Annotated in this window: 7 protein-coding genes; 6 read left to right on the plus strand and 1 reads right to left on the minus strand. The window is 56.3% G+C overall.

Going from position 1 to position 14,118, the window contains the following annotated elements; all coding sequences use genetic code 11:
- Nucleotides 1-228: 228 nt before the first annotated feature.
- The 6 genes from H6G52_RS16930 (at nt 229) to H6G52_RS16955 (ending at nt 10,620) form a co-directional block, all read left to right on the plus strand.
- Nucleotides 229-828 (plus strand): gamma-glutamylcyclotransferase, encoded by a 600-nt coding sequence (locus H6G52_RS16930; protein ID WP_190529864.1) that lies wholly within the window; start codon nt 229-231, stop codon nt 826-828.
- Nucleotides 829-1,124: 296 nt separating this feature from the next.
- Nucleotides 1,125-2,909 (plus strand): NAD+ synthase, encoded by a 1,785-nt coding sequence (locus H6G52_RS16935; RefSeq protein ID WP_190529866.1) that lies wholly within the window; start codon nt 1,125-1,127, stop codon nt 2,907-2,909.
- Nucleotides 2,910-3,320: 411 nt separating this feature from the next.
- Nucleotides 3,321-3,488: a metallothionein gene (locus tag H6G52_RS16940; protein ID WP_099532687.1), complete on the plus strand. Its 168-nt coding sequence runs from the start codon at nt 3,321-3,323 to the stop codon at nt 3,486-3,488.
- Between the two features lie 725 nt (nt 3,489-4,213).
- Nucleotides 4,214-8,983, plus strand: coding sequence for a PAS domain-containing protein (locus H6G52_RS16945; protein ID WP_190529868.1), 4,770 nt, complete (start codon nt 4,214-4,216; stop codon nt 8,981-8,983).
- 134 nt (nt 8,984-9,117) lie between these two features.
- Nucleotides 9,118-9,882, plus strand: coding sequence for a Uma2 family endonuclease (locus H6G52_RS16950; RefSeq protein ID WP_190529871.1), 765 nt, complete (start codon nt 9,118-9,120; stop codon nt 9,880-9,882).
- Between the two features lie 288 nt (nt 9,883-10,170).
- Nucleotides 10,171-10,620 (plus strand): cupin domain-containing protein, encoded by a 450-nt coding sequence (locus H6G52_RS16955; protein ID WP_242026468.1) that lies wholly within the window; start codon nt 10,171-10,173, stop codon nt 10,618-10,620.
- Between the two features lie 126 nt (nt 10,621-10,746).
- Here the strand turns inward: H6G52_RS16955 and gcvP are convergent, their stop codons facing one another.
- A complete protein-coding gene (gene gcvP, locus H6G52_RS16960) occupies nt 10,747-13,647 on the minus strand; it encodes an aminomethyl-transferring glycine dehydrogenase (protein ID WP_370567735.1) in 2,901 nt (966 codons plus the stop codon).
- Between the last annotated feature and the right edge of the window lie 471 nt (nt 13,648-14,118).

Genomic DNA, 14,118 nt, shown 5'->3' on the forward strand with positions numbered 1-14,118 from the left:
CGGTAACGTAATCTGAATCTACCGTTGAATCTACGGTTTTTCGATCGAGTTTTAGTTGTATTTCGGTAAACAGTTTTGCTAGGATGCAAACCAGCACAATGCTGGCACAATCTTGCTCGCTGCTGACCCCTTCGCTTCGGGTTCGATCGAATGCTTAATCCTCCGTAACCCAACGGCCCCCAGCGGTGACAATCGGATCAACGTTTCCCCATCCACCTCCGTCTGCCGATGAACCCCTCTCGCCCCGCCCCGATCGCCGCACCCATCGCCCCCCAAGCCTCGCTGACCAACGGTTCTTCCGCTGAACCCACGTTTCTGTACTTTGCCTATGGCTCCTGCATGTGCCCGGTGGATTTGCAGCGCACCCTCGGAGAGCCGGCTTATCCTTACCTGGTGGGCACGGCCATGCTTGAGGGTTATCGGTTGGGGTTTAACTGGCGATCGCCCCGGCGAGAATGCGGCGTGTTGGATGTGGTTCCTGATGCCCGATCGCGCGTTTTTGGGGTTCTTTATGCCCTGCCCTGGCGCTTAAGCGACCAACTGGACGATCGCGAAGATGTGCCCCGAGGCGGCTACCGTCGCGAAACCATCACCGTCACCAGCCAGGGCCAAACCTACCGCGATGTGCGCACCTACGTGGTTGTGGACAAATTGACCCGCGAACTGGCCCCCAATGATTGGTATTTCACCGTCGTGATGCGCGGAGCCACCACCTGCGGCCTGCCAGAAGAATATTGCTGGAAACTCTTCCATCACATGGCCCAACTTCAGCGCCAACATCACCATCAATACCCCCATCCTCATCCCTATCACCCCCAAGCCAGCTAGGCCTTGAAGCATGGATTCAACGGGACTAAATGCGGTTAAGGTCGATCAAACCCGATCAAATCCAATCAAACGGTTGATGTTTGGGGGCTAATCAACGGCTAGCGATTTCAGAACAGACATCTCAGCCTGTTCTCCACGGTGGTGCAACAAAAGCACCGGGGCCCCAAGGAAAGGGGCGATCGACTCGGCAAATTGCAGATCAATTCCCATTACGCGATCGCTAATTTGCCGATAGGCTATATCGATAATTTCGTAATTCCGTCGATATCCCGATCGATCCTCCCCCGCTTGCCCCCATGAAAATTGCCCTCGCTCAACTGAACCTCGTGGTCGGAGATTTGGCGGGAAACACCCGTGCCATCCTCAACGCTGCCCAGCAGGCCAGTCGCCAAGGTGCGCGGCTGTTGGTGGTTCCGGAATTAGCCCTTTGTGGATATCCACCGCGCGATTTGTTGGCTTGGCCCAGCTTTTTGGAAGCCACCAAACAACAGTTGACCAAGCTGGCCCGTGAGCTGCCGCCTAATCTGGCCGTGCTGACGGGGACAATCATTGGCAATTTGTTGGCGACCGAAGGTGGAAAAAGTCTCTTTAATAGCGCAGTGCTGATTGATAGTTGTGCCCTGCGGCATGTGTTTAGTAAACGACTGCTGCCCACCTATGATGTTTTTGATGAGGGGCGCTATTTTGAGCCGGGTAAAAAAGCGGAATGGTTCACGCTCGATGGCATCAAAATCGGCGTAACAATCTGTGAGGATATTTGGAACAACAATCAGTTTTGGGGCCGCAAATTCTATGATGTGGATCCCCTGGCGGAGTTGGCGGATTGTGATGTGGATTGGGTGGTGAATCTGTCCGCATCGCCCTACACGATCGGGAAGCCTCGGTTGCGCGAAGAAATGCTGCAACATTCGGTTTTGAATTATGGTTTCCCGATCGCCTATGTCAATCAGGTGGGCAGCAATGATGATCTGATCTTTGATGGCACCAGCTTGGTCATCAGTCGCACAGGGGCGATCGCGGCCCGGGGAGCGAGCTTTGAAACCGGGTTAATCATCACGGAATTTGATCCGGAAACCCGCGATTTTGTGGTCACCGGCCAGGAAGGATCTTGGCCCCACAGCTTGCCCCTGTTGGCAGATGAGCAACCCCTGCCAGAACAAACTGGATTGCTGGCTCCCCTGGCTCCCAGCACCGATGCGGAACTGTGGTCAGCCCTCGTGTTGGGCATTCGGGACTATGCCCGCAAATGTGGCTTTCGCAAAATTGTGCTGGGCCTCAGTGGGGGGATTGATTCCACCTTGGTTGGAGCCTTGGCCGTGGCGGCATTGGGGGCCGAAAACGTTTTGGGCGTGTTGATGCCTTCCCCTTACAGTTCCGACCACTCGATCGCCGATGCCCTGGCCCTGGCGGAAAACTTGGGTTTCCCAACCCTGAAACTCCCGATCGGGGACTTGATGGCCACCTTTGAGCAAACCCTAGCGGAACCCTTTGCCCAAACCCAACCGGACGTGACCGAAGAGAATTTGCAATCGCGCATTCGCGGCAATTTGTTAATGGCCTTGGCCAACAAATTTGGCTATTTGCTCATTTCCACAGGCAACAAATCCGAAATGGCCGTGGGCTATTGCACCCTGTATGGCGACACCAACGGCGGCTTGGCCGCGATCGCCGATGTGCCCAAAACCCGCGTCTATTCCCTCTGCCATTGGCTCAATCAGGGGCAAGTGGGCGCGGCTGCCTTTGCGCGGTTGGTGTCCCAGGGGGCGGAAATCGTGCCCAGCAACGTACTGAACAAGCCCCCCAGCGCCGAGCTGCGCCCCGACCAACTGGATCAAGATTCCTTGCCCCCTTATGAAGTTTTGGATGACATTCTCGATCGCCTGGTGAATCGTCGGCAATCCCTCGCGGATTTGGTGGCCGCTGGTCACGAGTCGGCCACCGTGCGGCGGGTGATGCACCTTGTCGCTCGGGCTGAATTTAAACGGCGACAAACGCCCCCGGTGCTCAAGGTCAGCGATCAGGCCTTTGGGGTGGGTTGGCGAATGCCGATCGCCAGTTGCTGGCAGTTGAGCGATGCCTAGGGTCATCAAAACTGCCTAGGGGCATGGCTTAAGGGTTGATCAACCGCTTCAGCATTCTCGGTAAATTTTTCCTTTCCCCGATCGACCCTTGACAGTCGTGGGAAAAGTCATGCTAAAGTAGCAACATCTGAACAAACGTTCAGCTATTCATCTAAAGCTGACCTAAGATCAACTTAGGTTTCAACTTAGACCCCAACTCAGACCCCAATTTTGAGATCCCCACCTCAAACGCCAATCGCGATCAGGTCATGGCTTGGATTCATTTCTGGAACCCCATGCCGGGCCCAGAACTCGGGGAACTCCCCCTTGGGCAACAACCAACGACCCAGCGACGCACCATCCTCGATCGGGGATCTTAGGGATCTTCAACCCACTCGCCTCACTGCTCAGTGAGATTGCTAGGAGCAACCCATGACGACGACCACTCAAAAATGCGACTGCGGCCCTTGCCTCTGCACTGTGGACTTGGCAACCGCCATCCAAAAAGACGGAAAACACTATTGCAGCGAAGCCTGCGCCAATGGCCATGAAGGCGGCGCTTGCTGTGGCAATTCCGGCTGCAATTGCGGTCAAGCTTAGGCTAGGTTTTTGCCGTAGTTTCTGACAGTTCGGATCGGGGCGTGCGGCCGTGCGCCCCCTTTGCGGTTTGATATGACTGTTGATTTTTGATATAGCTGTTGATTTATGCTTTCAAACTCACATCTAAACTCATTTTTTATATCTTAAACTCACGCTTTTATAGGCAAAAATTGATAGAGACCAATATCGATAGAGATCAATAGATAATCAGTAAAAAATGATCAGTAGGTAATCGATAGATAATCGACAGATGATCAACAGATATTGATATACAGCAACAAATATTGATTGGCGGTGACGTGCGATCGCGCCTTCGTTGGGTCGATCGACACAATTTGATCATTTAAGGCCATTACAGTTTAAAAAAGACACAATTGAAGTAGAACCTAAGTTCAAGTGCAGCTTGCCAATTGCCAATTCCTGGTGTGAGGATCCCGGCTTGCTCAGACCTGTTTCTGGGCCATATCCCTGAGTAATGTCCTTGGGGAATACCTTTGGTGATCTTTCCGAGAAACATTTCTTGGCGGTATTTCTGGGAAATTTGCTCGCCAGTTCATTGACTCGCAAGCGTCTGAGGAAGGCCGGGAGTTTCGGCAAATAATTGGGAAGCCTCGAAGGATTCTTGGGCGGTAATGGTGCTTGCTTGCCATCACCCCAGACTCCTAGTGCAAATGCAGAATAGAAGGTTCCGCCTATTCCAAACTGAGGTGCGGTTCGTTTTTGCTATGGCACTGAGTGAGACCTTTCTCGATCGCCCGGACATGGGCCACAGCGTTGAGCGATCGCGCGAACAGCGGGCAACGGAAACGGGAAATCTGGCCCAGCGAGTGATGGAGCGGCTGGCCCGGGGCGATCGCTGGCCGCGCATTGCCCAAGCCGCCCTGCACGATTTGCGGCTGCAGTTGGGGGTGGATGCGGTGTTGATTGCCCAGCGGATCCATAACCAAGCATTACAGGTGGTTTATGAATCTAGCCGCCCCGACGAGGACAGCCGCTTGGGTGGGGAGTTGCCGTTGCAGTTTCCGCTGCTGCCGATCACGGTGGTGGAGCCGGTGATTGGGGTGGCAGGGCCGCTGCAGGGGCGATCGCCCCTGCTGTCGCAACATCTCAAGGCCTTGCAAATTCAATGCTTTGTGGCGATTCCCATTGCTCCCCAACAACACCATTGGGGTTGGCTCATGGCCGTGCAGTCGGCTCTAGTGCCGCCCCTGTCCATTCTTGCCCAGCGGGAATTGCAAGCGGTGGCCCTGTCGTTGGCGGTGGGCTTGCGGCTGGAAGGATTGGAACAGGCCGCCGAAACGCAGGCGGCGGCGGTTCCTGAGCCAGGGCTGTCGGAGTTGGCTGGATCCGACGGATCTGGGGGGGCGATCGAACCGAATCGCTTACAACTTGGATCGACCAAACCAGAATCTATCAAACCAGAATCCGGCAAACCGGAATCTAGCCAACCTGCCCTTGAGCGCCCCTGGAACCGATCGCACCTCCCAACCTTGGCCGCCACCGATCGCGCCTTGATTTATCGCAATCCCGATCGCGATCGGGTCAGTCAGTCCATTGCCCAAGCCTTGCGCCTGACTGAATCGCGCTGGATGGCGGTTTTTCGACTTAATCCTTCTCCTGGCCTAATTTTGGATGGAGGAGGTTTGATTTTGGAAGCCAATGAAGCCTTCACGCGCTTGGCCGGCTACTTGCCAGCGGAAGTGCAAGGCCTCAGCGTGCAGTCACTTCAGGGATTTTTGCGCGATCGGGACTATCAACAAATTCGCTCCACCATCCAAACCGGTCGCTATTACCAGTCGCCGGAACTGGCGATTCACGATCTCAACGGCCAGCGCAAATTGGTGCAACTGTCTGCCGCCCCGATCGAGCTGGACGGCCAAGCCTGTTTGTTTTTAGCCTTCCAAGACATCAGCGACCTCCAGCGCCGAGAAGCCATGTTGCGGGCCTTGGTCGAAGCCACCACCAGCACCGGCAAAGCCTTTTTTGAGAACTGTGTGCGGCTGTTGGCAGAATCCCTGGGCGTTCGCTATGCCTTCCTCACCAGTGTCATGGATCATCGATGCCACCAAGCGGAGGTGTTGGCCTGGTGGAATCAAACGGAATGGGGAACCAGTTTTGCCTATTACTGGACCCATCACCCCTGTGCGATCGTCTTTGGTGGCCAAACCTACACCTGTGGGCAAAGTTTGCAATCCCAATTTCCCCAAGGAACCAACCTGCGCAACCTGGGAGCCGAAAGCTATGCAGGCGTGCCCCTCCAAGACTCCCAAGGCACAACGATCGGGGCCTTGATTGTGATGGATACGCAGCCGTTGCCCGAGGATCCCAACCACATCACCATTTTGCGAATTTTTGCGGCCCGGGCTGCGGCCGAGCTGGAACGGCAGCGGGCAAACCGCGCGATCGATCGCCTCAACACGGAATTAGCGACCCGCGCCGCCGAACAGTCCACCGACCTGGCCCACAGTCAACACATGCTGCAAAAAATGGCCGACGCGAACCCCAACATGGTCTATCTTTACGACCTGACCCAGCACCGCACCCTCTACATCAACCATGCGGTGCAGGATATTTTGGGCTACACCCCTCGGGAAATCCAGGCCATGACCAGCGCCATGGTGGTGCGCCTGGTGCATCCCGACGATTTTGAGCGCTTGGCCCATCACTACGACACCGTTTTGAGCTGCACGGATGGGGAAATTTGCGAGCGGGAATATCGAATGCAGCGATCGGACGGGGAATGGCGCTGGCTCTTTGAACGGTTAACGATCTTCTCGCGCGATCGCCAAGGTCATCCCACCCAACTGCTGGGAAACATTGCAGACATCACCCCCCTCAAGGCCGTTGAAGGAGCCTTGCGCCAACTGAACGAACAGCTAGAACAGCGCGTTCAGGAACGCACGGCCCAACTGGCCGAAAGCCAGCGGTTTGTGCAGCAGTTGGCCGACTCCACCCCCAACTTGCTCTACCTCTACAACCTGTTGGATCAAGAGTTGGTCTATGTCAATCAAGCGGTGGAAACCCTGCTGGGCTACTCAGTGCCGGAAATTCAGCGGATGGCCCAAGGTTCCTTTGTGGATGTGCTCCACCCCGATGACTGGTTGGCGCTGCTGCAATATGGGCGCACCTGTGCGCGAACTGAGGTGGGTCAGGTTTTGGAGCGGGAATATCGAATGCGTCATGCCAATGGAGAATGGCGCACCCTCAGCAGTCGGGAAACGGTTTTTAGCTGGGATCAGCAGGGGCGGCCGCAACTGTTGTTGGGAACGGCCAACGACATCACGGATCTGAAACGGCTGTTGGAGGTTTTGCAACGGCGATCGCACCGCGATCGGGTCTTAGCCAGCCTATCCCAGCAGTTTTTGAACGAAGATATTGGCATTGCCCTGGCCACCACGCTCTCCACGGTGGTTTCCGCCCTGCATCTGAGCCATGCCTGGTTTTGTTCGCGGCCGGCCGCCGGTCAGCCCTGGAGCCTGGATGGCTATTGGTTGCGGCCCACGGATCAGGTGGCTTGTCCGCTCACGCCGGATCCCTCAACCCTGCTGTTGCCGTTGGATTGGTTGAGCGATCGCCTGGATCGCGCAGAACCAATTCTGTTGCCCGATTCTGCGGATCGCTCAAATTCCCTGAACGCTGCCATTGACCACTGGTTAGCCGAACAGGGCATGAGTTCGATCGGGGTGTTGCCCATTCACTACCGCAGTGAACTGGTGGCTTGCTTTGTCTTGGCCATGAACCAGCCCGCCGCTTGGGAACCCGGCAGCATCAAATGGGCCCAGCAAGTCGGCACATTGATGGCCATGGCCCAATCCCGCGCCACCGCCGAAGCCGCCCTGCGCCAAGCCAAAGAAGCCGCCGACTTGGCCAACCGCGCCAAGAGCGAATTTTTAGCGAACCTCAGCCACGAAATTCGCACCCCCATGAACTCCATTTTGGGGTTTTGTGAACTGCTGCAACGGGAAGCCCGAGACCCCAAAACCCGATCGTGGCTTCAGGTCATGACCCAAAGCGGGGAAACCCTGTTGGCTTTAATTAACGATTTGTTGGATCTCTCAAAAATTGAAGCGGGAAAACTGGTTTTGCACTGGGGCCCCATTCGGCCGCGCTTAGTGTTGCGTGAGGTGGCGGAAATGTTTACGGTGGCGGCCCAACAAAAAGGCATTCAGGTGCAGGTGGCCGTGGCCGATCGAATCCCTGAGTTGATCACCTTTGACTCCGTGCGCCTCCGCCAAATTTTGGTCAACTTGGTGGGCAATGCCGTGAAGTTCACCGAGCGTGGCCATGTCACAATTTCCCTACAAACCATCCCCAGCCATGCGGTTCCCCAGGCGGCCAACAACCCCGATCGCCCAGCGCCACCGCCACCGCCGCCCACTCATCCCGCGTTTGTTAATCCCAACTTTACGGGACAACCCAACCCCGAAGCCCTTCCGGAACCCACGCTCAATCTGCGGTTGACGGTCACAGATACGGGAATTGGCATTGCGCCCGACCAGCAGGCCCGAATTTTTGAGGCCTTTATTCAAAGCGAAGGGCAGTGCGAGCGAGAATATGGCGGCACAGGGTTGGGACTGGCGATCGTCAAGCGGCTCACGGCCATGCTGGGGGGCACAATCCAAGTACGCAGCACCTTGGGGCGAGGCAGCCAGTTTTGTTTGTACTTTCCGGCGGTTCCGGTGGTTCCAACACCGATCGCGGGGCGATCGAACCCGCATCCCATCGCCCCCGACCCACCCCACAACCCAGAAACCCTAGAGACTTGGAGAGGGTTAGAGAATTTTGAAGACTGGATTCCGCAAGCACCATGGAGATCAGAGCCGACATTTGCACCGGAGCCGGAACCCAACCTAACAACGGAGTCCACGGGAGATCCGGCACTAGCGTTCAAGGCGTTAAATTTTGAACTGACCCCAGCGCTAGCCCCAGAATTACCCGTAAAATTACCCACAAAATCGCCTACAGAATCGCCGCCCAACGGCCCCAACCCAGCCCAACCCCCAATCCCAGCCACCCCCCCGATAAACTCAGGGGCCGACCATCCCTCCAGCCTAGATGTGGCTCTGAAAGCTGCCTTGCAACAGGCCGCAGAGCAACCCCCGCCGCCTCTGGCCCCAACGGATTTAGCTGCACAGAGCCGGGCGATCGCCCCGATTCAGCTCACCGAAGCGGCCCCCAATCCCCTGGTGGTGCGATCGTGGCTCTTGGTTTATGAAGGATCCCTGCGCCAAACCATGACCCTGCGCCAGATGCGCGGTTTTGTGGAGCAGTTGGCCCAATGGTCAGCGGCCAGCGGCACAGAGCCTTGGGTTACCTGGGCCAGTCAGGGCCAAGAGGCACTTGATCGCCTGAACACCGCTCAAATTCTGAATATTTTGGACGGTTTACGCACCTTCGCAGATCAGCAAAATCCGCTAACCTCAAGCCCTGCGGACAATTGCCCCACCAGCGCGATCGGGAACCCCATTAGCAACACCTACCCAAAACCCAACTAACAGGATCACAATCTTGATTAGAGACCTGATTGAGAGCTGACTTGCAAAGAGAATCTATATAACAGCAATAACAGCAGCGATCGCGTTTTCGGCCAGCAAAGTGAGAGCAGATCAGAGATCCTAGGAGGCGATCGATGACCTTAGCAATTGACAAAACTACAGCTCCGCCACCAGTGCCTCACTGGAAACAGCACGACGCAATCTGGGAAAACCACGACGCAACTTGGGCAGATTACCTAGCGGTTCGTGACGTTCACTCAGGTTGGCAAAAAATTGCATTTCATCACGATTGGTTGTGGGTCAATATGGGATTTGAAGGGCCGAATCATGCGGCGTTTAGCGATTTAATGACGGCTGTTTTCTTTGTTTGGGCGTTTCTCCATCCAGAAACCACCCTGCAATCCTACGGTCGTTGCCTACTAGAATCGCCAGAAACCCACGCCTGTTCGCCCGATTTGGTACTCTATCGAGGGGATAATATTCCCCAGTGGCAACCGGGCCAGCCGCGTCGAATTAATCTGCAACGCGATCGCCGGCCCGACTTGGTGGGCGAAATTGCTGACACCACCCTCAGCCTAGATTTGGATGAACAAAAACAGCTCTATGCGAGTTTAGGAATTTCTGAATATTGGGTGGTTGATGTTAAGGGGTCGCGGATTTTTGCCTTTGGTTTGGATGAATCTGGTCACTATCGATTGTTGGAACAATCGCAGGTGCTAGCCGGTTTACCGATCGCCCTGCTAGAACAAACCCTGGAGCGACTGGCCACGGAAACCAACACGGCCGCTGCGGCTTGGTTCATGCAACAACTGCAAACGCCCCCTAGCAGTCCAGATACTACCCAAACAACAACCGAGAATACTGAACCGCCATCCTCTGTCGAAAATCCATCCGAGTAAAGCCCAATTTAACCGCCAACTGCTATTACATGGAATGTTGATCTTGCATGCTTGGCGTTGAAACTGCTTGATCGATTTGGAAAGCCCGTAAACCCTAAAAAATAACTTTTTAATCCGTTGGCGGTGATTGAAGCCAGGATTCAAAAAATCCACGAGGGCAAAATCGATCAGTTTCAGTGTGATCCAAAAACAGCTCGTCTGGCTTCAGTTCATACATCATCCTAGAGAGTCCAGATCATGAACCCCGAAAAGCCACCTGCCTTGATCAGAGCATCTGAAATTGATGCGATGGATGCAGTCAAATTCCAACACCCCCTGAATCCCAATTCAGAAATTGATATGCGGTTTTTGGGTCGGGTAGCTGGCCTCAAACAAATTGGCATCACGATCGCCCGAGTGCCGCCTGGTAAAGAGTCGTTTATTTACCATGCCCACCAAACCGAAGAAGAGTGGGTTTATATTTTGTCGGGTCGGGGCATTGCGGAAATTGGTGAGGCGGAATACGAAGTGGGGCCCGGAGACTTCATGGGGTTTGGTATTCCGCAACAGCCACACCACTTGCGTAACCCGTTTGATGAAGAGTTGGTTTATCTAATGGGTGGCGAAAATAAACCCTTAGATATGGCTATTTTTCCGAGGATGGGCAAGCGAGTGATTGGCGATCAAACCTCGGCTTATCTGCTAGATGAATCGGCTTTGGAATTATTCTGGGGTAGCGATCGCGCTAACGCAGAGTAGAAGAACTGTTGATCGTCTATAGAAAGTGCCCATAAGAAAGCGGAGACCTTGAGAAGTTACAGAGGCGCTCGCCTAGGCAACTGCTCAAGATCTCCTCAATTCACGTTCGGTTATTCGTTACCCGTTCTAGCTGGGTTCGGCGTAGGCCTCCATGGGCAAACAGGCGCAAACCAGGTTGCGATCGCCCCAGGCGTTGTCGATTCGAGAAACCGGCGGCCAGTATTTCACTTCGCGCGTCCAGGGGGCGGGGTAGGCTCCCTGCTCGCGGCTGTAGGGGCGATCCCAGTCAGCTTTCAGTAGCACATCGGCGGTGTGGGGTGCGTGCTTCAGGGCGTTGTTGTCGCGGGGCATGGTGCCCGATTCGATCGCCCGAATTTCTTCCCGAATGGCGATCAGGGCATCACAGAAGCGATCGATCTCGGCTTTCGATTCGCTTTCGGTGGGTTCGACCATGATTGTGCCCAACACGGGCCAGGAAACGGTGGGCGCGTGGAAGCCGTAGTCCATCAGCCGCTTGGCGATGTCGTCCACTTCGATCGCCGCCGATTGTTTCACGCCGCGCAGATCGAGGATGCATTCGTGGGCCACGAAGCCGGCCTCACCGCGATAGAGCACGGGGAAGTGGCGATCGAGCCGATGGGCGATGTAGTTGGCGTTTAGGATCGCCAGTTCCGTGGCGCGTTTTAGGCCGTCCGCGCCCATCATCCGAATGTACATCCAGGAAATAGGCAGAATGCTGGCGCTGCCGAAGGGGGCAGCGGAGACCAAGCCGATCGAGCCGTCGCCCGTGGGGGCCTGGGCGATCGCCTGCCAATCGGTGGGGGGCAAAAAGGGAGCCAGGTGCTCCGCCACGCCGATCGGCCCCATGCCGGGGCCGCCGCCGCCGTGGGGAATGCAGAAGGTTTTGTGCAAATTCAGGTGGCACACATCGGCCCCGAAATCGCCGGGACGACAGAGGCCCACCTGGGCGTTCAGGTTCGCGCCGTCCATGTAGACCTGGCCGCCCCGATCGTGGACGATCGCGCAGATTTCCCGAATCGCCGTCTCAAATACGCCGTGGGTGGAGGGATAGGTGATCATCAACGCACCCAGGCGATCGGCGTGTTGGTCGGCCTTGACCCGCAGGTCGTCGAGGTCAATGTTGCCGTTGGCATCGCAGGCCACCGGTACCACTTGCAGCCCCACCATCACGGCGCTGGCGGGGTTCGTGCCGTGGGCCGACTGGGGAATCAGGCAAACGGTGCGATCGCCCTGGCCCCGGGCCGCGTGGTAGTGGCGAATGGTCAGCAATCCGGCATATTCCCCTTGGGAACCGGCGTTCGGTTGCAGGGACACGGCCGCAAAGCCGGTGATTTCCGCCAAATCCCGCTCCAGCTCCTCAAACAGAACTTGGTAGCCGGCCGCCTGCGATCGGGGCGCGTGGGGGTGCAGGTTGCCAAACTCCGGCCAGGTAACGGGAATCATTTCCGCCGTGGCGTTCAGCTTCATGGTGCAAGACCCGAGCGGAATCATCGATTGATTCAGGGCTAGGTCTTTGGCTTCCAAGCGATGTAAATACCGCAGCAGCTCCGTTTCGCTGTGGTAGCGGTTAAAGACCGGATGGGTCAGGTAGTCGCTGGTGCGCGATCGGCTCAGGGCGGGCGGTTCCACAGGGGAGATCGCCTGGCCACCAAAGATCTTGATCAGTTGCTCCAAATCCTGCTCGGTGGTCGTTTCGTCCAGGCTGAGGACGATCGACCCGTCGGGCAGGTAGCGCAAATTCACCTGGCGCACTTCGGCGGCGATTTGCACCTCGGCGGCCGATCGATGGGGCGATCGCGCCGTGGGTTTCAGGGCGATCGTGTCGAACAGTTGGGAGTTTTCCGCCAGGTCATAACCCAGAGCTTGCAGCGACTGGGCCAGGCTGACGGTTTGGTGACGCACCCGCTGGGCGATCGCCTGCAAACCCGCCGGCCCGTGGTAGGTGGCATACATGGCCGCCATCACCGCCAATAGGACTTGGGCCGTGCAAATGTTGCTGGTAGCCTTGTCCCGGCGGATATGTTGCTCACGGGTTTGCAGCGACAGGCGCAGGGCCGGCTTGCCCTGGGCATCCTTGGACACGCCGACGATCCGGCCGGGCATTTGCCGCTTGAACCGATCGCGCGTCGCAAAAAAGGCCGCGTGGGGGCCACCATAGCCGAGGGGTACACCAAACCGCTGGGAACTGCCGATCGCAATGTCTGCACCCCAATCTCCCGGTGGTTCCAGCAGGGTCAAGGCCAACAGATCCGTGGCCACCGTCACCAGCGCATCGGCGGCGTGGGCTTGATCAACCAATTGGCGGTAGTCCTCGATCGCCCCCAAAGTGGTCGGGTATTGGACGATCGCCCCGAAAATACCCTGGGCCGTCCAGTCCGCCGCCGTCAGCGATCGCCAGTCCGTGACGATCACCTCAATCCCCAGCGGTTGGGCCCGGGTTTGCAACAGGGCGATCGTTTGGGGATGGCAACCGCGATCGGCCACAAAGGCCCGCGCCGTTTTCGATTTGGTCGCGCCGTAGCTGAGGGCCATGGCTTCCGCCGCCGCCGTCGCCTCATCCAGCAAGGACGCATTGGCAATTTCCAACCCGGTCAAATCACAAACCAGGGTTTGGAAATTCAGCAGCGCCTCCAGCCGACCTTGGGCAATTTCCGCCTGGTAGGGCGTGTAGGCCGTGTACCAGCCGGGATTTTCCAACACATTCCGCTGAATCACGCCGGGCACAATACAGCCGTAGTAGCCCGTGCCAATAAACGATCGCCAAGTTTGGTTTTGGCTGGCAATTTCCCGCAGTCGGGCCAGGGCCGCCGTTTCCGTCATGGCCGGGGGCAACTGGAGCGATCGATTCAGTCGAATATCTGCCGGGATTGTTTTATTGATTAATTGGTCGATCGACTCCAGCCCCATGGCCTCCAGCATGGCCGCCGTTTTGATCGCGTCTGGCCCAATATGCCGCGCTGCAAACTGATGGGGATCCGCGATCGGGGATGTTGCCCCTGGGGCGATCGATTGCGAAACAAATCCGCTAGCCACGTTTTTAACCTCCTACTGCAAGAGCCAGGCACAAACCCAACCACCCAACATGCCAAACCATCCATCAAACACCGAATGGCCACCAGCAGCAATATTCGCCGGCCGTTTCTATTTTGATGCCTTTTGCCCAAAGCTCCAGGGCCGCCGGATTCCATCCTGAAGGGGCGATTGAGTCTGCGGGCTTGGCTGGCAAAAAGCCGAGTCTAAGCAAGCAACAGCGCTTGGGAATTTAAAAACCCCTTAAATCTAAACAAAATGAGTCAATTTCAGCAAATTTAAACTTCAAAACTTCCAAAGAACTTTCAAATTAGCCTAAATTTCTTGGGTCACAATCGAAGTCAGATGGTATCCTGGCATACCAATTGTTGTGTGAAGCGTCGTTTGCTGAGCATCTGTCTGGGATGTTCTGCCGTGGACTCGCAGCGCGATCGCGCCTTCCCTAGT

It is taken from the genome of Limnothrix sp. FACHB-881 (assembly GCF_014698135.1).
In the GTDB taxonomy this organism is placed as follows: domain Bacteria; phylum Cyanobacteriota; class Cyanobacteriia; order CACIAM-69d; family CACIAM-69d; genus CACIAM-69d.